The organism is Arthrobacter sp. MW3 TE3886, from assembly GCF_041262145.1.
In the GTDB taxonomy this organism is placed as follows: domain Bacteria; phylum Actinomycetota; class Actinomycetes; order Actinomycetales; family Micrococcaceae; genus Arthrobacter.
In genome coordinates this window covers 1,946,602-1,972,264 of sequence record NZ_JBGCAN010000001.1, presented here as the reverse complement: position 1 = coordinate 1,972,264, position 25,663 = coordinate 1,946,602, and the positions used below count along the sequence as shown (strand labels likewise).

Below are 25,663 nucleotides of genomic sequence, written 5' to 3'. Positions count from 1 at the left end.
AAAGCAACGCGGGGTCCCTTCCGGCCCGTTCCTCCGGCGAGGATGGGCGGGAAGGGACCCCGCGTTGCTGTGAACTTTTGCCTGGCCTGTGACCAGTGGCGCTTAGTCCAGGTAGTCGCGCAGGACCTGTGAGCGCGACGGGTGCCGCAGCTTGGACATGGTCTTGGATTCGATCTGGCGGATGCGCTCGCGCGTCACACCGTAGACCTTGCCGATTTCGTCTAAAGTCTTCGGCTGGCCGTCGGTAAGGCCGAAGCGCATTGCGACCACGCCGGCTTCGCGCTCGGAGAGCGTGTCCAGCACCGAGTGCAGCTGTTCCTGCAGCAGGGTGAAGCTCACGGCATCCGCGGGAACCACGGCTTCGGAGTCCTCGATGAGGTCGCCGAATTCGGAGTCGCCGTCCTCGCCGAGCGGGGTGTGCAGCGAGATGGGCTCGCGGCCGTACTTCTGGACCTCCACGACCTTTTCCGGGGTCATGTCGAGTTCGAGGGCCAGCTCCTCCGGGGTGGGTTCGCGGCCGAGGTCCTGCAGCATCTGGCGCTGGACGCGGGCCAGCTTGTTGATGACTTCCACCATGTGCACCGGGATGCGGATGGTACGGGCCTGGTCGGCCATGGCGCGGGTGATCGCCTGGCGGATCCACCAGGTGGCGTACGTGGAGAATTTGAAGCCCTTGGTGTAGTCGAACTTCTCGACCGCACGGATCAGGCCCAGGTTGCCTTCCTGGATCAGGTCCAGGAACAGCATGCCGCGGCCGGTGTAGCGCTTGGCCAGCGAGACGACGAGGCGTAGGTTGGCCTCCAGCAGGTGGTTCTTGGCGCGCTTGCCGTCGTGGATGACGAATTCGAGCTCGCGCTTGAGTTTCGGATCCATGCTGCCGTCGTCGGCGGCGATCTTTTCTTCAGCGAAGAGACCGGCCTCGATCCGCAGGGCCAGGTCGACTTCCTGCTCGGCGTTCAGCAGGGCAACCTTGCCGATCTGCTTCAGGTAGTCCTTGACGGGGTCGGCGGTGGCGCCGGCAGACATAACCTGCTGCACCGGAGCGTCGTCGTCGTCGGCGTCGGAGTAGACGAAGCCGGAGCCGGTGGTGGCCGCAGCCTTGCCGGCGACTTCCTCGCCTTCTACTTCGTCGCCGAGCTCGGCGGCGTCGGGCGTGATGTCGTCGAGATCCTCTTCGGCGTCGACGTCATCGTCAGACGTACTGGCAGAGTTGCCGGCGGCTTCTGCCGCGGCTTTCGCGCCGGGCTTGGGCCCGCGCTTCTTGGGCTCAGGCTTGGCGACTCCGGTTACGGTGTCGCCACCCTCTGCGGAAGCGGCGTCCTTAACAGCCTTGTTGGCTGCGCGCGTGGCGGCGCGCTTGGCGTTGGTCGCCGCCTTCTTCTCCTCAGGGGACAATTCGGCCTGGTCGGCGGGTTCCTTCTTCGCGGAAGACGGGGTCACTGAAAACCTTTCTAGCTGCGGTCTGCGGAATCACCATACGGGCAACACCACTATGACCCTGTCAAGTCCGTGTTCAACATCAGGTGCAACCACGACCAGCAGAGCCACTTAGTAGAACTGCTGGGGCGGCCTTAATGTTCCCTGTTTCCAGGGGACATTTAGGGCACTTGATACACGGACCCAACCGGGTCTCGGCAACCATTGTCTCACGGTTTTCAGGCCGGGTGCCTTTCCCGACGCCGGGTCGTCGATATCGCGGCGGCTTCACCCGCCGCGTCAGGACCTCACGCCGCGTCCGGGGCAAACTTCTGCCAGGCCGCCTCCCGCCTGGCAGCCCAGCCGCAAAGGGTGCCGCGCCGGCCAAGCTCTGCCAGCAATTCTGCGAGCCTGTACCCCGGGTGGCCCTGCAAGGCCTGCCGGTAGAGCGCGTCGGCGTAGGAGCCCCGGCCACGGCACCATTCGATCCAGCCCCTTGCCGTTATGGCGGCTGCCGTTGGCTCCCCGTCACCAAGACCGCCGAGCCGTTCAAGGACCCGCTCGAGGCCGACCATCAGGGTCCAGTCCGGGACCGACGGCGCCAGTCCGAGCAGGACTTCCCCGTAACCGGGAACAGCCTCGGCAGCCGGCACGGCGCCAGCGGCGGGGCCTCCGCTGGCGGACGCGTCCGGCAGCGGCATCCGCGGCACGGACCTGGACCAGGAAGTGCGGCCGGACATTGGACCCGGCAGGGGGCTGGGCGTCGGTCCGGGCCGTGAGGCGGCCATGTTTCCAGGCAAGACGGCGGATCCGGGGTCCGGGTCGAACATGCCGAAGTCCTCAGCGCCGCGTTCGGCCGCGGACCGTCCGGCTGCGGTCATCACCAGCACCGCGTCCCGCCATGCCGGAATGCTCAGGCTGGCCCGCAGGTAGCCGGCCAGTTCCGGCGACAGCTGCAGGGACCGGCCCGCGGTCCTGGGATCGGGCGCCCCTGAACCGGTAGTCCCGGCGTCGGGGACGGCACCCTTGGCCGCGTCACCCGGGGCGGGGACAGGAACCTGCTCCGGGCCAATGGCGGCCTGCAGGGCCATCGCCCAGACATCGAGGACCTGGTCGAATTGGGCCCGGTCCCGCCGTCGCGGTGCGAATTGCTCCGCCCAGCCGCACTCGGCAAGGCTCACCGCGGGGTCCACCGGCAGCGCCGGGGTGGTCCCTTGAGCGCCGGGGATAGCGCCGACGCTGCTGCCGCGGTAGACCATCTCGGCGTTCAGCCTGCTGTTCCTGATCTGCTCGACCGGCCGGCCGGGCATCCCACAGCATTCCGGGTCATTGCAGTGCGCGTTGCGCCAGAACTCAGTACCGATAATCCAGGCGTCCCTCACGGGCAATCCGGCTGCCTCGAGGGCAAGCTCGAGTTCCTTGAGCAGGGCCGCCCACGGATTGCCGCCTCCGGCGCTGCCAGTGTCCGTGCCAGCGTCAGCATCGGCATCGGCACCGGCACCGGCACCGGCATCAGTGAAGAAGGCCAGCAGCGAACCATCAGCCGCGTCGTCCGCCTGCAGATAGGTCACGACGTTTCGCGCAAAGCCGGCCAGCATGTCCCTCCGGCCTGAGCCGCCTCCGGGCACGGGGAGGTCGACGCGCAAGGTGGCTCCAAGGCGTTTGCCTTGCAAGGTCATGGCCACGAGGCTGCGTTCCGGCCAGTAACCGAGGGAGTGCGGGATGAAGCCCAGGATGTCTTCGGGGCCGGTTATTTTCAGGTGATCGGGAGCTGTCATAAGCCCAGCTTCGCGGCGGCCGGGTTCCCGGCGGCAGTACCGGACTGCGCTATGTGGATAACCGATCGTTAATCGGCGCATGACACCCGAACGCCGAAAGGGCTCCCCGCAGAACCACCGAACCTGCCAAACGAACGGCTCAGGGCGTGCGGCGGCGCTCCGCGACCAGCCTGCGCTGCTCGGTGAGGGACTTGAGCAGGGGCGGAACCATGACTCCCTGGGCCGCCATCTGGCGCCGGACCTTCCGCCGGGTCACGATGATGGCGGCTGCTCCCCCGGCCAGCAGCAGGAACTGCACGCTCAGGGCCACGCGGAACGGATCCAGGCCATAGAGCTCCCCCTGCGAGAACCCGGTGGCATGCAGGACGTCGAGCACCAGCCCGATCAGGTAGATGGACACCAGCGCGGCGATGAAGCCGCCCACGTTGACGATCCCGGTGGCGGTGCCGAGCCGGTGGGCCGGGTTGAAGGTCCGGGCGAAGTCGAAGCCGATCATGGAGCCGGGGCCGCCGACGGCGAGGGTCACCACTAGCGCGGCCAGGAGCCAGAGCGGCGCGCGTCCCGGCACCAGCAGGACCGCCGCCCAGGCGGCGGCAGTGCATCCGGAAATGAGCAGCACCATGGTGGAGCGCCGCAGCGGATGCCGGGCAACGAACCTGCCCATCAGGGGTCCGGCGGCGATGGCGGCGGCGACGTACAGCGCCATGAGGGCCGAGACCGTGCCGCGGTCCAGCCCCTCGGCCGAAATCAGGAAAGGGTAGCCCCACGTCATGGCAAAGACCGTGCCGCTGAACTGGACGGTGAAGTGGCTCCATAGCCCCAGCCGGGTCCCGGGTTGACGCCAGGCGTGTCCCAGCGAAATGCCGGTGGCGCGCAGCCCCTGGGACTGTGCAGGCCCGGAGTGCCCGGGCGGAAGGTCCTGGAGCAGGATCAGGACCAGCACGACGACGAGGCCGGACATCGCGGCGAGGGTCAGGAAGGCAGGAGTCCACCCCGCGGAGTGCAGGATCATGGCGAACGGCACCACGCTGAAGAGCTGGCCGAGCTGGCCGGACATGCCGGTCAGTTGCGTCAGAAGCGGGACGCGCCCCGGGGCGAACCAGAGCGGGATGAGCCGGATGACGGAGATAAACGTCATGGCGTCACCGGCGCCCACCAGGACGCGTCCCAGGACTCCGCCGGGAATGTTGTCGGCAAATGCCAGCTGAAGTTGGCCGAGTCCCATCAGGACACCGCCGCCGGCGAGCATGGCGCGGGAGCCGAACCGGTCCACCAGAATGCCCACGGGAATCTGCAGCGCCGCGTAGACCAGCAGCTGCAGCACGGTGAAGAAGGAGATCTCCGCGGCACTGGCGTGGAAGCGTTCCGTTGCTTCCAGCCCGACCACCCCGAAAGAGGTCCGCTGGCTGACCGCCACGAGATAGGCGAAGATCCCGACGATCCAGATCAGCCAGGCGCGGGGAGAGGTCACTCCCCCATTATGCCCGGTTCATCATAAATAGTATTTATTCGCCGGGTTCTTTACGGGCCAGGTACGCCTCGACGGCGGCTCCAAGGGCGTCGGCGTTGGGGAGCTGGTCGTTCTCGTCTGCCAGCAGCGACCTCCGGACCGTCCCCTCGGCCTTTTCGTCATATCGGGTCTCCAGCCGTGAGACCACCTGCTGGACCTCTTCGGATGCCTCGATCTGCTCGGCAATCTGCCGGCCCACCTCGCGTCCCGCCTCGCGCAGACGGTCGGTCGGCAACATGAGGGAGGTTGCCGCGCCCAGGTACTCGAGTCCGGCGACGGCGGCCGTGGGGTACTCGGCTTCGGCCAGGTAGTGCGGCACGTGGATCACATAGCCTGCGATGTTCCGGCCGGCCTCCGTCAGCCGCAGCTCCAGGATGTGGCCCACCGCGGCCGGCACCTCCACTGTGGGCTTCCAGACAGAGATTCCCTCGATCAGCTCCGGCCGGTTGCCGTGCACGGTCACACCGACCGGCCGGGTGTGGGGAACGGGCATCGGGATCGAGTGGATCCAGGTGACGAGGTTGACGTCGAGCTCCTCGACGAGGCCGACGACGGCGCGCGCGAAACGCTCCCATTGCAGGTCCGGCTCGAACCCCGCGAGGAGCAGGAACGGGCTGCCCAGTCCGTCGACCAACCGGTAGAGGGCCAGGCTCGGTGCCTGGTAGTCCTGCAGGTGGTCTTCGACGAAGCTGATCTGGGGGCGCCGGGACCGGTAGTCAATCAGCTGGTCGGCGTCGAACTCGGCGATCATCTCGGCATCGAGCGTGTCCAGCAGTTCAGCGGTGATTTGCCGGACCACGTGACCGGCGTCGGCGAAGCCGGTGAACCCCATGACGAGGTTGAGTCCGCGCAGTTCGGTGCTGGAGAACAGCGCGTCATCACGGACATAAAGCGACTGGGGATCCAGCAAGGAGCCGGAAATCCGTTCAATCACGGCGTGTTCCTTTCACGATGGCGGCGGTGGGACAAGCGGGGCGCGGTTCGGGTCATCCGAGGCCGGTGCCAGGCAGAACCGCCAGTCAGGCAGATCCTGCCGGCCAGTGCCAGGGAGCACTCACCGCACGGCAACGCCTTTACCACTACAACGCCCCGGCCCCCGGGCTAATTCCTGCCCGGGGTGTGCTCCAGCTCTCATTCGATTGAATGTCCGCACTGTCGAGAGACTACGATCGGTGGTGGCCCCAGGGCTTGTTTTGCAGACACCGGGTTGCGTCCCACACCGACGGCTCCCCGGGATCCGTGGCAGGGTGCCAAACATGCAGTTCCTGCCGAATATCACCGAGAACCATCACAGAGAATTGAGGACTGTCCTCGTGGTCAAGAATAGTGAAGTCAAACTTAGTGCAGTCGCAGGGGATTTGAAGAAGTCCCCCAGCGATGCCCTCGTCATCGGCGTCGGACAGGGTCCGGACGGTCCGGTCCTGCTCGAGAATCCGCTGACGGCCAAGGCCGCGGAGGCCCTGGCGGAGTCACTGAGCGTTCTTGGCATCACGGGCGCGGCGGACCAGGCTCACCGGCTGCCCGGCCTGCCCGAGGCGGGAGCGACCATCCTGCTGCTCGCCGGCGTCGGCAAGCTGCCGACGAACAAAGCCACAGCGAAGCAGCCGCTCACCGAGGAGGCGCTGCGCCGCGCCGCCGGCTCGGCCGTCCGCCAGCTGGCCGGCGTCACCACCGTCACCCTGGCCCTGCCGACGACCACCCTGGCCGAGGTCGCGGCGGTCGCCGAGGGCGCCGCGATGGGCGCCTACTCCTACACGGAGTTCCGGTCCTCCAAGGACGGGCTCAAGGATCCGGTGAAGAACGTCGTCATCCGCACCGACTTCGCCGCGGACAAGGCCCTGGCACCCGTGCTGGAGCGCGCCGCCCTGATCGGCAAGGCCGTCAACGCCACCCGCTCGCTGGTCAACCAGCCGCCGAGCCACCTGTACCCCGAAACGTTTGCCGACGCCGCCAAGGAACTGGCCAAGGGCCTGCCCGTCAAAGTGACCGTCTGGGACGAGAAGCGTCTGGAGAAGGACGGCTTCGGCGGCATCCTCGGCGTCGGCAAGGGCTCCACCCGCCAGCCGCGCCTCGTAAAGGTCGAATACGCCCCCGCCAAGGCCACCGCCAAGATCGCGCTCGTGGGCAAGGGCATCACCTTCGACACCGGCGGCATCTCGCTCAAGCCGCACCTCGGCATGGGCGACATGAAATCCGACATGGCCGGCGCCGCCGTCGTGCTGAACACCGTCCTGGCGATCGCCGGACTGGGCCTGCCCGTCAAGGCGACCGCCTGGCTGTGCATCGCGGAGAACATGCCTTCCGGCGCCGCGCAGCGTCCAGCCGACGTGCTGACCATCTTCGGCGGCAAGACCGTCGAGGTCCTCAACACCGACGCCGAGGGGCGCCTGGTCATGGCCGATGGCATCGTCGCCGCCAGCCAGGAATTCCCGGACGCCATCATCGACGTCGCAACCCTCACCGGCGCCCAGCTCATTGCCCTGGGCGACCGCACCGCCGGCGTGATGGGTTCCGACTCCCTCACCGGCGCCATCAAGACCGCCGCGGACCGTGCCGGCGAGCTCGTCTGGCCTATGCCGCTGCCGGAAGAACTCCGGGCCAGCCTCGACTCCCAGGTTGCCGACATCGCCAACATCGGCGAACGCCACGGCGGCATGATGACGGCAGCCGTATTCCTGCGCGAATTCGTCGGCAAGGGCAAGGACGGGGAACAGATCCCGTGGGCGCACATCGACATCGCCGGGCCGTCGTTCAACAACGGCAGCCCCTACGGCTACAACCACAAACAGGGCACGGGCTGCACCGTCCGCACCCTGGTGGCCTACGTCGAGGACATCCTCGCCAACGCCGTCTAGCGCGCACGGCGGCTTTGTGGCCGGGGCGGCGATGCCTTCCCGGCCACAAAGCCGCGTGACACTGGACACAAGCGCTCCACAAACGCCATGGCAAGGTGGAGCATGTATTAGTGGTTCGCTAAGGTAAACCTTGTTTCCCAGAAGCAGAACCAAATGAAGTAGTCACCAATGAAAGGGAACCGGCCGGCCCAATCGCGGCAGGCAGGTTCCAAGACCAGATGATGCGTACTCTCGTGTCATCGTTCACGCGAGGGAGCGTTTTAGTGGCCGATCAGGCAACTGCGCAAGAATTCGACATCCTGGTACTCGGCGGCGGCAGCGGCGGCTACGCCACCGCCCTCCGTGCTGTCCAGCTTGGCCTCACCGTCGGCCTCATCGAAAAGGGCAAGCTCGGCGGCACGTGCCTCCACAACGGCTGTATCCCCACCAAGGCCCTGCTGCACTCGGCGGAGCTGGCCGACCACGCCCGCGACTCGGCCAAGTACGGCGTCAACGTGACCCTTGACAGCATCGACATCACCGCTGTCAACGCATACAAAGACGGCATCATTGCCGGCAAATTCAAGGGCCTGCAGGGTCTGATCAAGGGCAAGAAGGGCATCACCGTCATTGAGGGTGAAGGCAAGCTTCAGGGCACCGACACCGTCGTCGTGAACGGCACCGCGTACAAGGGCAAGAACATTGTCCTCGCGACCGGCTCCTACTCCCGCACGCTTCCGGGCCTGGAAATCGGCGGCAAGGTCATCACCTCCGACGAAGCCCTCACCATGGACTACATCCCCAAGAGCGCGATCATCCTGGGCGGCGGCGTGATCGGCGTCGAGTTCGCTTCGGTCTGGAAGTCCTTTGGCGTCGACGTCACGATCGTCGAGGGCCTCCCGTCGCTGGTTCCGAACGAGGACGCCACGATCGTCAAGGCCTTCGAGCGCGCCTTCAAGAAGCGCGGCATCAAGTTCTCCACCGGAGTCTTCTTCCAGGGCGTCGAGCAGAACGACGACGGCGTGAAGGTCACCCTCGTGGACGGCAAGACCTTCGAAGCCGACCTCCTGCTCGTCGCCGTCGGCCGCGGCCCTGTCACGGCCAACCTCGGCTACGAAGAGGCCGGGATCACGATCGACCGCGGCTTCGTCATCACCAACGAGCGCCTGCACACCGGCGTCGGCAACATCTTCGCCGTCGGCGACATCGTTCCGGGCGTGCAGCTGGCCCACCGCGGCTACCAGCAGGGCATCTTCGTCGCCGAAGAGATCGCCGGCCTGAAGCCGGTCATCGTCGAAGACGTCAACATCCCCAAGGTCACCTACTCCGAGCCCGAGATCGCCACCGTCGGCTACAGCGAGAAGGCCGCCAAGGAGAAGTTCGGCGAGGACCAGATCCAGACCCAGGAATACAACCTGGCCGGCAACGGCAAGAGCTCCATCCTGGGCACGTCCGGCCTGGTCAAGCTGGTACGCCAGAAAGACGGCCCCGTGGTCGGCGTCCACATGATCGGCGCCCGCATGGGCGAGCAGATCGGTGAAGCCCAGCTGATCGTGAACTGGGAAGCCTACCCGGAGGACGTGGCCCAGCTGGTCCACGCCCACCCCACCCAGAACGAATCCCTGGGCGAGGCGCATCTGGCGCTGGCGGGCAAGCCCCTCCACGGCTAGCAGCTCCGCCCGCACCACCGCAAGAACTCTGTGCTTGGTGCACCCGGCCGAAAATGCCGGGTGCACTAAGCTCAACCAAGGCAGCAATCATCCGCACTAAAGATCAATAAGGAGAACGGGGACGACATGTCTGAATCCGTTAACTTGCCCGCCCTCGGTGAGAGCGTCACCGAAGGAACCGTCACCCGCTGGCTCAAGCAGGTCGGTGACCGGGTAGAGGTGGACGAGCCGCTGCTCGAAGTCTCCACCGACAAAGTAGACACCGAGATCCCCTCTCCGATCGCCGGCGTGATCGAGGAAATCCTCGTCGCCGAGGACGAGACCGCTGAAGTTGGTGCCCCGCTGGTCCGCATCGGCTCCGGCGATGCCGCCCCGGCCGCCGCTGAGGCTCCGGCCGCCGCGCCCGCCGAAGAAGCCCCGGCCGCCGAAGAGGCCCCCGCGGAGGCACCGGCCGCCGAAGCTCCCGCCGCTCCCGCTGCCGAGGCACCGGCTGCCGCTCCCGAGTCTGCTCCCGCGGGTGAAGGACACGACGTCACGCTGCCGGCCCTGGGCGAAAGCGTCACCGAAGGCACTGTGACCCGCTGGCTGAAGAGCGTCGGCGACACCGTAGAGGTCGACGAGCCGCTGCTCGAGGTTTCCACCGATAAGGTTGACACCGAAATCCCGTCCCCGGTTGCCGGAACCCTCCTGGAAATCCGCGTCAACGAGGACGAGACGGCCGAGGTCGGCTCCGTCCTGGCCGTCATCGGCTCCGGCGCCGCGGCACCTGCCGCACCGGCGCCCGCCGCTGCACCGGAAGCCCCCAAGCAGGAAGCGCCCGCTGCCCCGGCAGCAGCCCCGGCCCCGGCCCCGGCCCCGGAAGCACCCAAGCAGGAAGCCCCCGCCGCCCCGGCCGCAGCCCCAGCCGCTGCTCCCGCCGCTCCGGCTCCGGCAGCAGCTGCCGCACCGGCAGAGTCCGGCTACGTCACTCCACTGGTCCGCAAGCTGGCCAACCAGCAGGGTGTCGACATCGCGGCCCTGACCGGCACCGGTGTCGGCGGCCGAATCCGCAAGCAGGATGTGCTGGCAGCTGCTGAGGCAAAGGCGGCACCGGCCGCTTCCGCACCGGCGGCGGCAGCAGCGGCCCCCGCCGCATCTGCGCCGGCCGCAGGCGCAGCATCCTCGCTGCGCGGCACCGTGCAGAAGGCCCCGCGCATCCGCCAGGTCATCGCCCGCCGCATGCGCGAGTCACTGGACATCTCCACGCAGCTGACTCAGGTCCACGAGGTCGATATGACCAAGGTGGCCAAGCTGCGCGCCAAGGCCAAGAACTCCTTCCAGGCCCAGAACGGCTCCAAGCTGACCTTCCTGCCTTTCATCGCCAAGGCTGTCGCCGAGGCCCTGAAGCAGCACCCGAAGGTCAACGCCTCCTACGACGAGGACAAGCAGGAGATCACCTACCACAACGCCGAGCACCTGGCGATTGCGGTGGACACCGACAAGGGCCTGCTGGTTCCGGTCATCTCGGACGCTGGCAACCTGAACCTGGCCGGCCTGGCCGGCAAGATCGCCGACGTCGCCGACCGCACCCGCAACGGCAAGATCGGCCCGGACGAGCTTTCCGGCGGCACCTTCAGCATCACCAACATCGGTTCGGTGGGCGCCCTGTTCGACACCCCGATCATCAACCAGCCGCAGGTTGCCATCCTCGGCACCGGCGCGATCGTCAAGCGGGCCGTAGTGGTCGCCGACGAGAACGGTGATGACTCGCTGGCCATCCGTTCGATGATGTACCTCTCCCTGACGTACGATCACCGTCTGGTCGACGGCGCCGACGCGGGACGCTTCCTGCAGACGCTGAAGGCACGCCTTGAGGAAGGCGCCTTCGAAGCCGACCTCGGCCTCTAAGGTCTAAGAGCACACCGACGGCGGCGGCGGTGCGGGCTCCGGTGGGAAACCACCGGGTGCCCGTGCCGCCGCCGCCGTTTTGCTGTGCCTTCCCGGGGCCGGCGGCGGGTCCTACTACGGTGCGTAGAAGACTCTGGCTACACTGATGCCATGAACATCGTCTATAACGTCATGGTCTTCCTGCACATCATCGGCGCCGCCATGATTGTCGGCATCTGGATCGGCCAGATGAAGAAGCCCACCGTCCACCCGCGCCAGTTCGACGGCGCGATGCTGCAGCTGATCACGGGCATCATCATGATGGGGCTGATCCCGGCCCTGGACATGAACGCCAACTACGCCAAGCTCGGCGTCAAGCTCGTCATCGCCCTGATCGTCGGCGTGCTGGCCTTCATTGGCCGCCGCAAGTACAAGAAGGGCGAGCCGATCAGCAAGGGCCTCGCCAACAGCGTTGGCGGCCTGGCACTGCTCAACGTTGCGATCGCGACCCTGTGGCAGTAACAGGCTGACTGCACCGGCCATGGCGGCGCCGCTCCCCCGCCGGGGTGCGGCGCCGCCGTCGTTAAGCCGCCGCCGTCGTTAAGCCGCCGTCGTTAAGCCGCCGCCGTGAAGGCCGCCGCCGTTAGGCCGGACTGTCACTCGCCGGCGATGCAGAATTCGTTGCCCTCGGGATCCTGCATGACATCCCAGTGGAAGTCGCCAATGTCATTGCCCTCCACGAACCCGGCACCAAGGGACTCGGCGCGGGCACGCAACGCCGCAGGGTCCGGCCCATGGATGTCCAGGTGCAGGCGCCGCCTGCCGTCCGTGGGTTCCTGGACCTGTTGGAAGGCCAACTGCGGGGCTCCGGGACCGGCGGGCTCCAGCCAGACGAACTGTTCGAAGCGCGAGGAGACCGCCGTGCCCAACAGCTGAGCCCAGAACTGCGCCAGGCGCCAGGCGTCGACGGCGTTGACCATGATCGTGGCGATGCGCGCCGTGGGCGCCCCTGGCGCCTGCGCATCTTCGGTAAATTCCATGACCACACTGTACGGACAACCGCTGCACGGGCAACCGCTCCACGGACAACCGCTGTACAGCGAACACCGAACAGCGAACTTTCTGCGCAGGTCACAATCCTCTGACAGCGGAACCCCTGTGCGGCGGCCGCACAGAATCCCTAGGATTGACCAAGGCAGGCTCCGGCACCCGCCGGATCCCTGATTCACAACGACGTCGAGGAGTGGACATGGCAACAACACGCACCGCACACACTGTATGGAATGGCGACCTGATGACAGGCGCCGGCAACACCACCCTGGACAGCTCCGGGCTGGGCAACTTCGACGTCACCTGGAAGGCACGCGCCGAGGCCGCCGAAGGCAAGACCAGCCCCGAGGAGCTCATTGCGGCGGCACACTCCGCCTGTTTCTCGATGGCGTTCAGCAACGCCCTGGCCCAGGCCGGCCACACGGCCGAGGAGATCAACACCAAGGCCGACGTGACGTTCCAGCCGGGCACCGGGATCACCGGCAGCCACCTCACCCTGGCCGCGCGGGTCCCCGGCATTTCCGCCGACGATTTCCAGCGGCTGGCCGAGGAGGCCAAGACCGGCTGCCCCGTCTCCGCTGCCCTGACCGGCATCGAGATCACCCTGGACGCCACCCTGGCCTCCTAGCTCCGGCCGCAGTACGACGCGAGGCCCCCGCCGCCCTGGAATGTCCAGGGCGGCGGGGGCCTTTGTCATCTGTCCTGCGCGGACCGTCTGTGCGGGTCTCGCGGGCGGTAGCGCCTAGGCCTGGCCGGCCTGCTGGCGCGCAGGCAGCGGTGCGGGCCGGACCCGGCGGTATCCCTCGCGCAGCGGCGGACGGTCCGTGGGCAGTTCCTGGATCATTTCCTTCAGCGCCCCGATTCCGTACTCCAGCTGCGGGTCGGTTCCGGCGGCGTAGGCGTGCGGCGGGAAGGTCACCTCGATATCCGGGGTGACACCGAAGTTTTCCACGCCCCAGCCAACGCCACCGGCGAACCAGGTGGCGTAGCGCGGCTGGGTGACGCCGGTGCCGTCGGCCAGCGCGAAACGGTTGTCGATCCCCACGACGCCGCCCCAGGTGCGGGTGCCAATGACGGGCCCGATCCCCCGCAGCTTGGAGACCTGGGTGATGATGTCGCCATCGGAGCCGGCGAACTCATCAGTGAGGATGATGACCGGTCCGCGGGGAGCGTGGTGCGGGTACGTCCGCGGCTTTTCCCCGCGCGGCATGCTCCAGCCGGTGACCTTTCGCCCGATGAGCTCAGCCACCAGCTGGGACGTGTGTCCGCCGCGGTTCCGCCGGACATCGACGATCAGTCCGTCCAGGGCCGTTTCGGTATCGAGGTCGCGGTGCAGCTGGGCCCAGCCGTTGGCCATCATGTCCGGGATGTGCAGGTAGCCGAACGTCCCGTTCGAGGCTTCCCGGACGGTCCGCCGGTTGCCGGAGACCCATTCCTGGTAGCGCAGGCGCTCCTCGTCCTTGACCGGGACCACGGCCACGCGGCGCTGGGCGCCCGCGGCCGCACCGTGGCCTGCGCCGTTGCGCAGGGTGAGTTCAACGGCGCGGCCGGCTGCTCCGACGAGCTGCACTGCCGGGGTCCGCTTTTGCGTCAGCTCGACGCCGTCGATGGCCAGCAGGACGTCGCCCGGTTTGGCGTCGGCGCCGGGCCGGGTCAGCGGCGAGGTGGCCAGCGGGTCCGAGGACTCCCCCGCGAGGATGCGGGTGATTTCCCAGCCCTCGCCGGTGAACTCCAGATCCGCGCCGAGGCGGCCCTGCGGGCTGCTGCCGTTCTCGACAGCGGCCGTGGGGCGGACGTAGGCGTGGGAGGTGCCGAGCTCGCCGTGCAGCTCCCACAGCAGGTCCACAAGGTCATCATGGGAGCCGAGGCGCTCGACCACCGGACGATAGCGGGCATGGACGGACTCCCAGTCCTGGCCGGCCATGTCCTCGGTCCAGAAGAAGTCGCGCTGGAGCCGCCATGCCTCGTCAAAGGCCTGGCCCCACACACTGAGCGGGTCCAGCTGCACCCGGATGCGGCCAAGATCCACCTTGACCAGCTGGCCGGAGTCCTCGTCGGCCTTGGCGGCGGCCGGCGCCACGCGGATCTGCTTGTCCTGGATGAACACGATCTTTTCGCCGTCGCCGGAGAGCCGGTAGCTGTCCAGGGCCTCAACGATCGTGGCTGTGCGGCGCTTGGCCAGGTCGTAGCGGACCAGGCTCGGCGCCGCGCCCTTGTCCTCGAGGCTGGCCCGGCCCTCACCGGTGGTGCCGGCGAGCTCGCTGTCCAGCCAGAGCAGGGCGCCGGCGACGGCGGTGAGTCCGGCGTAGTTGCCTTGCGGCACCGGAACTCCGATGACGCGGTGGGCCAGGCCCTCGGCGTCGACCCGCACGGACGGCACGGGTTTGGCTGCCGGCTGCGTCCCGGGCGCAGCACCTGCCGGTCCGGCGGCGCCTGCCGCAGCAGCGGCGGCGTCGTCAGCGGAGAGCTGGAGGTCGATGCTCGGACCGAACGGCGACGGTGTGTCGGCGGCGAGGGCGACGAGGTACGGCTTGATCGGGCTCGGGAAGGACAGATCGAAGGAGTGGCCGTCGTAGACCGGATCGAAACTGCGGTTGGAGAGGAAGGCGAGGTATTTGCCGTCCGGGGTGAACGACGGTGACTCGTCGCGGAACCGGCCGTCGGTGACATCAATGATCGCCGTGCCGGTGCCGCCGTCGATCCGGGTGATCCGGAGCCGGCTGCGGGATCCGAAGGACGTGACCGGCTCGGACCAGCCGAGCCACGAGGAGTCCGGGGACCACGTGAATCCCTCAATGCTGCCCTCGCCGATGCTGCTCAGCTGGGATATCGTGCCCGTGCGTGTGTCGGCAAGGTAAATATCGCCGAAGGCGGTGCCGACAGCCAGCCAGCGCCCGTCCGGGCTGGCTTCGATGGCGCTGGCCCGGCTGGGCTTGGGGAAGTCGATCCGCGTCAGCTCATCGGAGGCAGGCGCTGCCTCCACGGCGGTGCCCGCACCGGCCCGGTCGGGCCGGGAGCCGGAGATGGAGCCGGATGCGTCCGCAGCAGCCGCGGCCGGGCCCGCCGTGACCGGGCTGGACACTGAACCGCCGGCAGCGGCGGGGGTTGATCCTGCGCCAGTCAGCGCGGCGGCGGACACCGGCTTCGGCAACTGGATGCCGGCGTCTTCGGAGGTGGCGTTGGACTGGGCAGCGGGCTCGACAGGGGCCTGCGCGGCGGCCTGCGGAGCCTTCGATGTTGCCGCAACCGCGCCCGCCAGGGGCGCCGCAATGGCTTTCAGGTACAGGGCCTCGACGCCGTCGTGGTCGGCGACATAGGCGATCCGGCCCTCGCCGAAGGGCCGCGGCAGCCGTGCCCGCACGCCCGGTGTGGCTTCGAGGACGCGGGAAGGGCCGTCCTTGTGCCGCAGCCAGTGGACGGTTCCGTGGGATTCGACGGCGCTGGACGCGCCCGTGCGGTCCGGTACGACGTCGCCAAGGTGCTTTGAAGGCTTCAGCGGGGCGGGGCGGCGCGCCTGCGAGGCGGAGCCGAGCACAATGTCTAGCTTGACGGCCTCGGCGTCGAGGCTGGGAAGCAGCCAGAGCTCGCCGGCCGATTCGAAGATGACGCGTTCGCCGTCGGTGGCGGCGTGGCGGACGTAGAAGTCCTCGTGGTCTGTGTGGCGCCGCAGGTCGCTGCCGTTGGGCAGCACGGAGTAGAGGTTTCCGTAGCCCTCATGGTCGGACAGGAACGCGATCCGACCCTTGACCCACAGCGGGTCCGTGAGGTTTCCGTCCAGCGCGGCGGCGAGCCGGACGAATTCACCGTTTCCGTCGGCGTCGATCCACAGCTTGCCGGCGGCGCCGCCGCGGTAGCGCTTCCACCAGGCGGGCTCACGCGACAGGACGCTGGCGAGCACCACAGGGCGTTCGTCGCCGACGACGGGACCATAGGCCACGGACTCGACGGGGCCGAACGGGAGTTCCTGCGCCCAGCCGCCGGTCACGGGGAGGCTGTAGGCGTGGGTGTGACGGCTGTCTGACTGGCGGAATGCGCTGGTGACCAGGACGTCGCCGTCGGGCGTGAAGCCCTTGACCCGGGTGGAAGGGTGGCCGAAGTAGCTCAGCTGGCTGTAGCCGCCGCCGTCGACGTTGGCCGTGACGACCTCCGGGGCAGTCCCCTGCACGACGGTCCAGACAAGGCGCTTGCCGTCGGGGGTGAAGCGGGGGTTGCGGGCCGGCAATTGCAGGGAGGACACGCGCCAGGCGCGGCCCCCGCCCACGGGTGCAATCCAGACGTCGTCCTCGGCCACAAAAGTGACCAGATCGCCGTGCAGATGCGGGAAACGGAAGTAACTCGAGGGGGTCATCGTTCGATCATAGCGACAACGGCCCGTGCGGCCCGGGAGGTTTCGCGGCCGTGCCGGGCATGGTGAGATGGATCATGCGAATCCTCATTGCCGGGGCCTCCGGGCTGATTGGAACGGCCCTTTCGGGCGCACTGCGCAGCGAAGGGCACGACGTTCTCGCCCTGGTCAGGCGTGCCCCCGCGTCCCCCGCCGAGTTCCAGTGGGACCCGGCCGCCGGCCGGATCGACGACACCGCGCTGAAGGGCGCGGACGCGGTGGTCAACCTCTCCGGCGCAGGAATCGGCGACCGGCCCTGGACCAAGGCACGGGTCAAGGAACTCAGCGCCTCCCGGCTGGGGGCTACCCGGACCCTGGCCGCCGCCATGGCGCGGACCGACTCGCCGCCCGCGGTGTTCCTGAGCCAGTCGGCCTCCGGTTACTACGGCAACGCCGGTGCGGCGGTGCTGCGCGAGAACGCGCCCGCCGGGACCGGCACCCTGTCCCGGATCTGCGTCGACTGGGAGGCCGCGGCGCATGAGGCACCCGCCGGGGTCCGGGTGGTCACGCCCCGCACCGGCGTCGTCCTGAGCCGTTCCGGCGGCGCACTGGGCCGGTTGTTGCCGCTGCTGCGCCTCGGCGTCGGCGGTCCGCTGGGCAACGGCCGGCAGTTCTGGCCGTGGATCACTTTGCCCGATGTGGCCGCCGCCTTTTCCTTCCTTCTCTCCGCGCCCGTGTCCGGACCGGTCAACGTCTGCGCCCCCGAAGCCGCAGACGTGAATTCCCTGATCGCGCAGCTGGCAACGGCGCTGCACCGGCCGGCGGCGCTGCGGGTTCCCGCCCCGGTGCTGCGGCTGGTGATGGGCGATCTTGCCGAGGAACTGCTGCTCGCGAGCCAGCGGCTGGAGCCGGCCGTGCTGGCGGAGAACAGCTTCGCCTGGCAGCACCCGTCCCTCGCCGGGGCCGCCGCCTGGGTGGCAGGGCGCGGCTAGCGTGGTTGCTTTTCCAGGGCAGGTCGGTGACCGGGGCCAGGATGACCACCGGGCGGCACCCTAGCCGGCTTCGCGCCCCGGGGGCAGGACGTCCTGGATCCGCCACCGCCCGTCGACGGGCACCAGGACAAGGCGAAGCTGCTGCGCGGAGCCTGCGGGTACTTCAGCCACTGTGGCGCCGTTCCCGTCAACCTCCCGGTACGCGGACGGCTCAGTGGTGACCGCCACCACGGCCCGGGCGGCGCTGTTGTCCGCGGTGGTCTCGATCCGGGTCAGGGAGGTCGAGAATCCGGCCAGGACATGGCCGGAGGCGCTGAGCTGGGTCCTGATCCGGCCGTCGGAGGCGGCGGCCGCCGACTCCGGGGCGTTGACGGCATCGAGCAGGCTGAAGTCGCCGGAGCTCAGTGCCAGCGAACGGAGCCGGGCCAGGCCGCGGACTGCCTCCACCGGGTCGGCTGAGGCCAGGAGTGCCTCAAGATCGGGAAGGATGGCGGTGGCCCCGCCGTCAGCGGCGGAGGGCAGCGGTTCGCCCGCCGGACCCTCCGACGGGGCCGCCGGTCTCTCGTGACCCATGGGACGTCCTGCCTGCCCCGGCAGATCGTGGCCCGGCACGAACCCTGGAAACAGCCCGGCGACGGCGTCGGAGGCCAGCCCGCCGCCGGCCAGCAGCCAGGTGCCGGCGAGCAGGGTTGCAGCCGCGAGACCGGGCAGCAGGGCCCGCCGCGCGGGGGTCCTGCGCGCGGGGGTCCTGCGGAGCCCGCGGTGGAGTCCGGCCCGGACAGCGCCTGGGCGCCGGCCCGGACCGGGCTGCACGGCCTTGCGTGTGAGCAGTTGGGGGATGACCGTGGGATGCACGGAGACCGACAGGTCGACAGGCTCCGCCCGGGCGGTGCGGTAAACCATTGCGGCAAACTCCGCCGCCGCGGGACGCTGCCGCCGCTCCCCACCCAGGCCCGCCTCGAGGGCCGACACTAACGTGGCCGGCACCTCCGGCGCGAGCAGGCTCAGCGGTGGACGTTGCGCCCCCGGCTCCGGAGCCCGCCCGGTGAGGCAATACCAGCCCAGGGCGGCCAGGGAGTAGACGTCGCGCTCGGGCTGGAGCCCGGCCCGCACAGCGTCCACGGGGGCGGGATCCCGGAATCCTGCCGTGCCGGACTCTGAGACAGGAGCGGCGTCGGCCACCATGCGCCCGACGCCGAGATCGGCCAGCAACGGTTTCCCCTCGGCGGTAAAGAGCACATTGCCGGGGGCCACGTCACCATGGGTGAAGCCTCGGCTGTGAAGGTATGCCAGGGCCTGCGCGATGGGTGTCAGAACCGTCACCGTTTCTCCCGGGCCCAGGCGTCCCCGGCTGCCCACGAGCGTCGCCAGTGAGCCGCCGGGCGCGTAGTCCAGCACAAGCCCGAGGCTGCCGCCGCCGGACTCGTGAGCCGGCAGGCGCACCACGGCATGCGCGCGGGCCAGGTGGCTGTGTTCCAAGGCGGAGAGGATCCGGACTTCGCGCCGCATGACGTCCTCCGCCTCGGAGTCCTCTGGTGCGGTGCGGCCTGCATCGAAGCATTTCAGGGCGAATTCCCGGCCCGTGGACTTTTCGGTGGCGAGCCAGACCGTGGCGCTGCCGCCGCGCCCCAGCAGGCGTCCGACGTCGTAACCGGGAACCTCGGGGGCCGCACCGGCGGCCGGCGGAAAATCTTCCATGCCTAAGGAATAGTCGATTGCGCGGAATCGTGCAGAAGTTATCCACAGGCATGAGAGCTTAAGCACACAAACGGGCAGTGGGTGCGGCGGGGTCTAAGCTTGATGCCATGACTCTTGAGTTCAAACAGCTGGGTCTCGCCCCGGACTTCATCGATTACACGCGCGGATGGGACATCCAGCGCGAATTGCATGAAAAGGTCCTCGCGGGCACCGCGCCCAGCACTGTACTGCTGCTCGAACACGCCGCGGTTTATACCGCCGGCAAGCGCACCGAAGACCACGAACGGCCCTTTGACGGAACTCCCGTTGTGGCCGTGGACCGCGGCGGCAAGCTGACCTGGCACGGCCCCGGCCAGCTCATTGGCTACCCCATCATCAAACTCCGGAACAAGGCCGGCATCCGCGACTACGTGGAGCGGCTGGAAGCCGTCATCATCGCCGTGCTGGCGGACTACGGCATCGCCGCCGTCCGGATCAAGGGCCGCGCGGGCGTCTGGATCGAACAGGACGAAAAGGGTCCGGACCGCAAGATCGCGGCCATCGGCATCCGTGTCCACGAGGGCGTCACCATGCACGGCTTCGCGATCAACTGCAACAACGATCTCGCCCCCTACGGCCAGATCATCGCCTGCGGGATCAGTGACGCCGGAGTCACCACGATCACCCAGGAACTTGGCAGGGACGTCACCCCGGCGGACCTCGTGTCGCGGATCACCGAAGAACTGCGCAACAATGAACAAGCCCTAGTTGCAACCCCAGAAGGAGCTCTACTGTGACACTGGCACCAGAAGGCCGGAAGATGCTGCGCATTGAGCAGCGAAACGCGGCCACACCGGTGGAACGGAAGCCGGAATGGATCAAGGCCAAGGTCCAGATGGGCCCCGAGTTCGTCCAGCTCAAGAACCTCGTCAAGAAGGAGGGCCTCCACACGGTGTGTGAGGAGGCCGGCTGCCCCAATATCTTCGAATGCTGGGAAGACAAGGAAGCCACCTTCCTGATCGGCGGCTCCGAATGCACCCGGCGCTGCGACTTCTGCCAGATCGACACCGGCAAGCCCTCCCCCGTGGACATGTTCGAGCCCACCAAGGTGGCCCGCTCGGTCCAGGCCATGCAGCTGCGCTACGCCACCGTCACCGGCGTGGCCCGCGACGACCTCGCCGACGAGGGCGTCTGGCTGTACGCCGAGACGGTCCGCAAGATCCACGAACTGAACCCGGGCACCGGCGTCGAACTGCTGATCCCCGATTTCTCCGGCAAGCCCGAGCACATCGAGGCGATCTGCGACTCCAAGCCCGAGGTCTTCGCCCACAACGTCGAAACCGTGCCCCGGATCTTCAAGCGGATCCGCCCGGCGTTCCGCTACGACCGCTCCCTGGACGTCATCACCCAGGGCCGCAAGCTCGGCATGGTGACCAAGTCCAACCTGATCCTCGGCATGGGCGAGACCCGCGAGGAAATCTCCGAGGCGCTGCGGGACCTGCACGAGGCCGGCTGTGACCTGATCACCATCACCCAGTACCTCCGCCCCTCCGAGCGGCACCTGCCGGTGGACCGCTGGGTCAAGCCGCAGGAATTCGTGGACCTGCAAAATGAAGCCGACGAGATCGGCTTCCTGGGCGTCATGTCCGGACCCCTGGTGCGTTCCTCCTACCGCGCCGGCCGGCTCTGGGCCACCGCGATGCGCAAGAAGGGCTGGGAAATCCCGGCCGAACTCGCCCACATCGAAAGCTCCGGAAGCACCCGCCAGGAAGCCAGCTCGCTGCTCGCGGCACATTCCTGAACCCTGCTCTGACACCCTTCCGATTAGGGGCCGGCACCGGATGACTCCGGTGCCGGCCCTTGGCCGTCCATCACGTAGAATTAAGGAACTATGGCGAATTCCCCTGATCCCAGCAACTCCAGCCCGGCTTCCGAAGCTCCGAAGCGCGGTCTTTTCTCCCGTAAGCCCAAGGAAGCAAAGGCCAAGAAGCCGAGCCGGCTGAAGCAGATCGGCGAGGTCTTCCAGATGACCCGCCGCCACGATCCCATGGTTCCGTGGCTCATGTTGCTGGCGTTCCTGGGTGTTGTTGCGCTCAGCCTCCTGGTCGGTTTCCTGCTCGAGAACTGGATCACCGGCCTGATCATCGGCATCGCCCTGGGTGCCCTCGCGGCCACTCTGATTCTGTCCCGCCGCGCCGAGCGCGCCGCGTTCGCGCAGATCGAGAACCAGCCGGGCGCCTCAGGTGCCGCGCTGGGCACGCTCAAGCGCGGCTGGATCACCGAGGACCAGCCCGTCGCCGTGAACCCCCGCACGCAGGACGCCGTCTTCCGTGCCATCGGCCGTCCCGGCGTCGTGCTAGTCAGCGAAGGCCCCAGCAACCGGGTCAAGCCGCTGGTCGACGCCGAGCGCAAACGCCTTGCACGCATCCTCCCCAACGTCACCATCCATGTGATCGAAAGCGGCCGCGGCGAGGGCCAGGTGCCGCTCAGCCAGATCGCCAAGAAGATGAACAAGCTCAAGGGTGAACTGACCAAGACCGAGGTCAGCGCCGTGTCCAAGCGCATTTCCTCGCTTGGCGGCCGCCTGCCCATCCCGAAGGGCATCGATCCCTACAAGGCCCGTCCGACCCGCGGACGCTAGACGGGCGGCAGTACCGCGCCCGCAGGACAGAATTGCCCACAGTACAGAATCGCAGTACAGAATCGCCCCGGTTCACGGCCACGTCAGGCCGCCAGCCGGGGCGTTTCTTGTCCCGCTCTTTTACGGCGCGACGTCGGTCCACCCGGCGCCACGCACCGGACACGGGATACCGGACACCGCGACACTGGACGCAAGAACTCAGGAGACACGCATGAAACTTCCCTCGACCGCCACGATGATCCGCATCTTCCGGGGGCTGGCGATCGCCGAAGCGTTCAGCTGGGCCGCGCTGCTGCTCGGTATGGTGCTCAAATGGGTCACCCGGACGACGGAACTCGGCGTGGAGATTGCCGGTCCGATCCACGGCGCGTTTTTCATCGGCTACGCCATTGCGGCGCTGAGCCTGTGGGCGATGCTGCGCTGGCCGTTCCGGGTGGCCTTGCTCGCAGGGCTCTCCGCCGTCTTCCCCTTCGCGACGGTTTGGTTTGAGCGCTGGGCCGGCCGCCGCGGATACCTGGCGGCACGGTCCGGAGAGGCTGCGCCGACGCCGGCCCAGGAGACGGCGGGGGTCTAGCTCCGCCCAGGACCTCGGGTTTCTTTGCGCCCCGGCACCTGCGCTGTGCCCATCTGACGCACATGGCCGCTATGCGGGGCGGTTAGCGGCCATGCGTGGCAAACGGCCGAGGGCCCGCCGCCGAACGGGGAGGATAGCGGCCATGCGTGGCAAGCGGACGAGGGCCCCTCGCGCCCCGTTACCATCGCTGTGCCCATCTGACCCACATGGCCGCTATGCGGGGCGGTTAGCGGCCATGCGTGGCAAACGGCCGAGGGCCCGCCGCCGAACGGGGAGGATAGCGGCCATTCGTGGCAAACGGCCGAGGGCCCGCCGCGCCCGGCGCCATGGCTGTGCCCATCTGACGCACATGGCCGCTATGCGGCGCGGTTAGCGGCCATTCGTGGCAAACGGCCGAGGGCCCGCCGCGCCTGGCTGCCTGGCACCGCCGTCGGACACGGGCAGCGACTACATCCGGACGAGCACCGTATTCATGGCCTTGTCGTGGAGGCCGCGCTGGTCCGGGTCGAAGATGACGGCAGGGATAACGAGGCACAGCAGCAGCGTGCGCACCAGGGCCGCGAGTGGACCCGCCGGGCCGCCGCCCGCCCGGACCACGTGTATCCCCACGATCCGGTGGCCGATGCTGTAGCCGAGAGTGCCGATGAGCAGGATTTGTTCGATGGCAAACACGGCAAGCGTGGCCCAGGAGTCGCCGCCGAAGGCGAAATTGCTGATCAGCAGCGCGATGCCCCAGTCAATGCAGATCGCCAGGATGCGCCGGCCGGCGCGGGCGATCGACCTTGGCCCGGACTCGGGCAGCCCGAGCCGCTCCCCCGGGTAACTGGAGATGCCGGATGTGTCCGGCCCGCTGAGCCATGAACCGATGTCTTTGCGATCAACCACCCTCCAAGCTTATCGGCTATGGCCTGTCCACAGTGTGGGCGGTAGGGTGTCACACTGTGGACCAGATAGGCCACAGTGTGGACTGGCGACTACCGTTTACGTGTCAGGACATTCTGTAACCTCCCCGAAACAATGCGGACACTGCGGGGAAATCCCGCGTCCTTAGGGTGGTAACAGTTGCTAGCGACTGCGAAGCGGGGAAGCTTTTTTGCCTTCCCCGCTGTTGGACTGCGCTGGACAAATGTGCCTGACGGCCAGATCTTTCATATGCGTAAGGAGCATAGATGTTCAAGACTGCGGACGAAGTCCTCAAGTTCATCAAGGACGAAGACATCAAATTCGTCGATATCCGCTTCACCGATCTCCCTGGCGTTCAGCAGCACTTCAACGTGCCCGCCAAGAGCGTTGACGCCGACTTCTTCGTCAACGGCCAGCTTTTCGACGGATCTTCGATCCGCGGCTTCCAGGGCATCGCCGAGTCTGACATGCAGCTCATCCCGGACGTCACGACGGCGTTCATCGACACGTTCCGCATGGAGAAGACCCTTGCGCTGAACTTCTCGATCGTGAACCCGCGCACCGGTGACCCGTACCACCGCGATCCCCGCGGCGTGGCCGAGAAGGCGGAGGCCTACCTGGCCTCCACCGGCATCGCCGACACCGCGTTCTTCGCTCCCGAGGCCGAGTTCTTCGTCTTCGACAACGTCCAGTACCAGTCCTCCCCGCAGGGCAGCTTCTACAAGATCGACTCCGAGGAAGCACACTGGAACTCCGGCCGTGAGGAAGAGGGCGGAAACCTCGGCTACAAGACCCCGGTCAAGGGCGGTTACTTCCCGGTCTCCCCCACCGACAAGCAGGCCGACCTGCGCGATGCCATGTGTGTTGCCCTGGACGAGGCCGGCCTTGAGGTCGAGCGCAGCCACCACGAAGTCGGCTCCGCCGGCCAGGCTGAGATCAACTACAAGTTCACCACCCTGACCCACGCGGCTGATGACCTGCAGAAGTTCAAGTACGTCATCAAGAACACGGCCGATGCCTGGGGCAAGTCCGTGACCTTCATGCCGAAGCCGGTCTTCGGTGACAACGGCTCGGGCATGCACTGCCACCAGTCGCTGTGGACCGGCGGCGAGCCGCTGTTCTACGACGAGAAGGGCTACGCCGGCCTGTCTGACACCGCCCGCTGGTACATCGGTGGCCTGCTGAAGCACTCCTCCGCCGTCCTGGCCTTCACCAACCCGACGGTGAACTCCTACCGCCGCCTGGTCAAGGGCTTCGAAGCCCCGGTCAACATGGTTTACTCGCAGGGCAACCGCTCCGCCGGTATCCGTATCCCGATCACGGGCTCCAACCCGAAGGCCAAGCGCATCGAGTTCCGCGCTCCGGACCCCTCCTCCAACCCGTACCTGGCGTTCGCTGCCCAGCTGATGGCCGGCATCGACGGCATCCGCAACCGGATCGAACCCCCGGCTCCGATCGACAAGGACCTCTACGAGCTCCCGGCCGAAGAAGCCAAGGACATCCCCAAGGCTCCGGGCACCCTCGAGGAGGCCCTGGATGCACTGGCCGAGGACAACGAGTTCCTTCAGGCCGGCGGCGTCTTCACCCAGGACCTGATCGACACCTGGATCGAGTACAAGTACGAGAACGAGATCCGTCCGCTCTCGCTGCGTCCGAACCCGTACGAGTTCGAGCTCTACTACGGCGTCTAGTCGCACCCTGCGAGTGAAGACGGCTTGGGCCACCTCGCCGCGGATTCGCTAAACAATCAAGGGCCGGCCACGGGTATCAACCCGTGGCCGGCCCTTTTGTCATGCCACAATCTGCTTGCTCCGACGCCCGGTCATACGGCCATGGTTGCGGGTGCGAGTGCCCAATCCAACGCGTAGTCGGCCACTTGTGCGTATGGGGGTTCAAACCGCCCGGTTCAGAATGCCCGGTACATGACGCGCTGGGGGCCGGCGTCGCCGCTTTCGTAGCGGCCGCGGTCCTCGAATCCGGCGTTGCGGTAGGCGGCTTGCCCGCCGGGGTTCAGTTCGTTGACGGAGAGTACGACGCCGGTCTGGCCGCTGCCGAGGCCCGCCGTCAGTTTGGCTGCCTCCCGCACGGCGGCCTCCGCGGCGAGGGTGCCGAGGCCCTTGCCCTGCTGCCGCCGGTCGATCAGGAAGCCCCGCAGGAGCCAGGCGGTGTGGTCCTCGGCCCAGCCCGCGAGGGTCGCCGCTCCGGCCTGGAGCGTCAGGACTCCCACGGCGGCCCCGTTCGCATCCACGGCGAACGGGTGCCGGGACTCTTCCTCGAGCCCGATCAGCATCATCCGCAGCGGGTCCCCCACGAACTTCTGCTGCCCCTCGCCGAGCTCCAGCAGCGCGATCTCCCCAAGCTTGATGGCCCGGGCATTGTCGTCGAGGTTCTTCAAAGGCAGCAGCCATACGTGTCCGGACATGTAGAC

General features: G+C 67.8%; 20 protein-coding genes. 11 read left to right on the top strand and 9 right to left on the bottom strand.

The window, feature by feature from the left end; all coding sequences use genetic code 11:
- Nucleotides 1-102: 102 nt before the first annotated feature.
- The 4 genes from ABH915_RS08930 to ABH915_RS08915 form a co-directional block, all read right to left on the bottom strand.
- On the bottom strand, nucleotides 103-1,440 hold the full coding sequence (locus tag ABH915_RS08930; protein WP_370120052.1) for an RNA polymerase sigma factor: 1,338 nt from the start codon (nucleotides 1,438-1,440) through the stop codon (nucleotides 103-105).
- A gap of 284 nt (nucleotides 1,441-1,724) precedes the next feature.
- Nucleotides 1,725-3,194 carry a DUF4192 family protein gene (locus ABH915_RS08925; RefSeq protein WP_370120050.1) on the bottom strand — a complete coding sequence of 490 codons (1,470 nt, stop codon included), beginning with the start codon at nucleotides 3,192-3,194 and terminating at the stop codon, nucleotides 1,725-1,727.
- Nucleotides 3,195-3,333: 139 nt separating this feature from the next.
- On the bottom strand, nucleotides 3,334-4,665 hold the full coding sequence (locus ABH915_RS08920) for a nitrate/nitrite transporter (RefSeq protein WP_370120047.1): 1,332 nt from the start codon (nucleotides 4,663-4,665) through the stop codon (nucleotides 3,334-3,336).
- Between the two features lie 34 nt (nucleotides 4,666-4,699).
- Entirely contained in the window at nucleotides 4,700-5,638 is a 939-nt protein-coding gene (locus tag ABH915_RS08915) for a proteasome assembly chaperone family protein (protein ID WP_018772393.1), read from the bottom strand.
- A 379-nt stretch (nucleotides 5,639-6,017) separates the two neighbouring features.
- Here ABH915_RS08915 and ABH915_RS08910 point away from each other — a divergent pair, with 379 nt between their 5' ends.
- The 4 genes from ABH915_RS08910 to ABH915_RS08895 all read left to right on the top strand — a co-directional run bounded on the left by ABH915_RS08910 (nucleotide 6,018) and on the right by ABH915_RS08895 (nucleotide 11,596).
- Entirely contained in the window at nucleotides 6,018-7,559 is a 1,542-nt protein-coding gene (locus tag ABH915_RS08910) for a leucyl aminopeptidase (protein WP_370120044.1), read from the top strand.
- Between the two features lie 263 nt (nucleotides 7,560-7,822).
- Nucleotides 7,823-9,208, top strand: coding sequence for a dihydrolipoyl dehydrogenase (gene lpdA, locus ABH915_RS08905; RefSeq protein WP_018772391.1), 1,386 nt, complete (start codon nucleotides 7,823-7,825; stop codon nucleotides 9,206-9,208).
- A gap of 126 nt (nucleotides 9,209-9,334) precedes the next feature.
- Entirely contained in the window at nucleotides 9,335-11,095 is a 1,761-nt protein-coding gene (gene sucB / locus ABH915_RS08900; protein ID WP_370120040.1) for a 2-oxoglutarate dehydrogenase, E2 component, dihydrolipoamide succinyltransferase, read from the top strand.
- Nucleotides 11,096-11,245: 150 nt separating this feature from the next.
- The gene (locus ABH915_RS08895; RefSeq protein WP_018772389.1) at nucleotides 11,246-11,596 is read left to right on the top strand and encodes a hypothetical protein; all 351 of its coding nucleotides are present in this window, start codon (nucleotides 11,246-11,248) and stop codon (nucleotides 11,594-11,596) included.
- 134 nt (nucleotides 11,597-11,730) lie between these two features.
- Here the strand turns inward: ABH915_RS08895 and ABH915_RS08890 are convergent, their stop codons facing one another.
- Nucleotides 11,731-12,114 carry a VOC family protein gene (locus tag ABH915_RS08890; protein WP_370120038.1) on the bottom strand — a complete coding sequence of 128 codons (384 nt, stop codon included), beginning with the start codon at nucleotides 12,112-12,114 and terminating at the stop codon, nucleotides 11,731-11,733.
- 209 nt (nucleotides 12,115-12,323) lie between these two features.
- Between ABH915_RS08890 and ABH915_RS08885 the strand changes: the two genes are divergently transcribed.
- Entirely contained in the window at nucleotides 12,324-12,752 is a 429-nt protein-coding gene (locus ABH915_RS08885) for an OsmC family protein (protein WP_026266249.1), read from the top strand.
- Nucleotides 12,753-12,866: 114 nt separating this feature from the next.
- Here the strand turns inward: ABH915_RS08885 and ABH915_RS08880 are convergent, their stop codons facing one another.
- On the bottom strand, nucleotides 12,867-16,472 hold the full coding sequence (locus ABH915_RS08880; protein ID WP_370120035.1) for a S41 family peptidase: 3,606 nt from the start codon (nucleotides 16,470-16,472) through the stop codon (nucleotides 12,867-12,869).
- 74 nt (nucleotides 16,473-16,546) lie between these two features.
- Here ABH915_RS08880 and ABH915_RS08875 point away from each other — a divergent pair, with 74 nt between their 5' ends.
- Nucleotides 16,547-17,440, top strand: a complete 894-nt coding sequence (locus ABH915_RS08875; RefSeq protein ID WP_370120033.1) for a TIGR01777 family oxidoreductase — start codon at nucleotides 16,547-16,549, stop codon at nucleotides 17,438-17,440.
- Between the two features lie 60 nt (nucleotides 17,441-17,500).
- On the opposite strand, the gene ABH915_RS08870 is transcribed toward ABH915_RS08875, so the two are convergent.
- Complete coding sequence (locus tag ABH915_RS08870) at nucleotides 17,501-19,138, bottom strand: serine/threonine protein kinase (protein ID WP_370120030.1); 1,638 nt, start codon at nucleotides 19,136-19,138, stop codon at nucleotides 17,501-17,503.
- A gap of 107 nt (nucleotides 19,139-19,245) precedes the next feature.
- On the opposite strand from ABH915_RS08870, the gene lipB reads away from it, so the two are divergent.
- The 4 genes from lipB to ABH915_RS08850 all read left to right on the top strand — a co-directional run bounded on the left by lipB (nucleotide 19,246) and on the right by ABH915_RS08850 (nucleotide 22,332).
- Nucleotides 19,246-19,914, top strand: a complete 669-nt coding sequence (lipB, locus tag ABH915_RS08865; protein WP_370120027.1) for a lipoyl(octanoyl) transferase LipB — start codon at nucleotides 19,246-19,248, stop codon at nucleotides 19,912-19,914.
- Nucleotides 19,911-20,918, top strand: coding sequence for a lipoyl synthase (gene lipA, locus ABH915_RS08860; protein WP_018772382.1), 1,008 nt, complete (start codon nucleotides 19,911-19,913; stop codon nucleotides 20,916-20,918). The genes lipB and lipA overlap by 4 nt, the downstream gene beginning before the upstream one ends.
- 90 nt (nucleotides 20,919-21,008) lie before the next feature.
- Complete coding sequence (locus ABH915_RS08855) at nucleotides 21,009-21,758, top strand: DUF4191 domain-containing protein (protein WP_370120024.1); 750 nt, start codon at nucleotides 21,009-21,011, stop codon at nucleotides 21,756-21,758.
- A 211-nt stretch (nucleotides 21,759-21,969) separates the two neighbouring features.
- Nucleotides 21,970-22,332, top strand: coding sequence for a DUF3817 domain-containing protein (locus ABH915_RS08850; RefSeq protein ID WP_018772380.1), 363 nt, complete (start codon nucleotides 21,970-21,972; stop codon nucleotides 22,330-22,332).
- 447 nt (nucleotides 22,333-22,779) lie between these two features.
- Here the strand turns inward: ABH915_RS08850 and ABH915_RS08845 are convergent, their stop codons facing one another.
- The gene (locus tag ABH915_RS08845; RefSeq protein WP_370120020.1) at nucleotides 22,780-23,217 is read right to left on the bottom strand and encodes an RDD family protein; all 438 of its coding nucleotides are present in this window, start codon (nucleotides 23,215-23,217) and stop codon (nucleotides 22,780-22,782) included.
- A 284-nt stretch (nucleotides 23,218-23,501) separates the two neighbouring features.
- Between ABH915_RS08845 and glnA the strand changes: the two genes are divergently transcribed.
- Nucleotides 23,502-24,926 carry a type I glutamate--ammonia ligase gene (glnA, locus tag ABH915_RS08840; RefSeq protein WP_018772378.1) on the top strand — a complete coding sequence of 475 codons (1,425 nt, stop codon included), beginning with the start codon at nucleotides 23,502-23,504 and terminating at the stop codon, nucleotides 24,924-24,926.
- A gap of 215 nt (nucleotides 24,927-25,141) precedes the next feature.
- Here the strand turns inward: glnA and ABH915_RS08835 are convergent, their stop codons facing one another.
- Nucleotides 25,142-25,657 (bottom strand): GNAT family N-acetyltransferase, encoded by a 516-nt coding sequence (locus ABH915_RS08835; protein ID WP_370120017.1) that lies wholly within the window; start codon nucleotides 25,655-25,657, stop codon nucleotides 25,142-25,144.
- Between the last annotated feature and the right edge of the window lie 6 nt (nucleotides 25,658-25,663).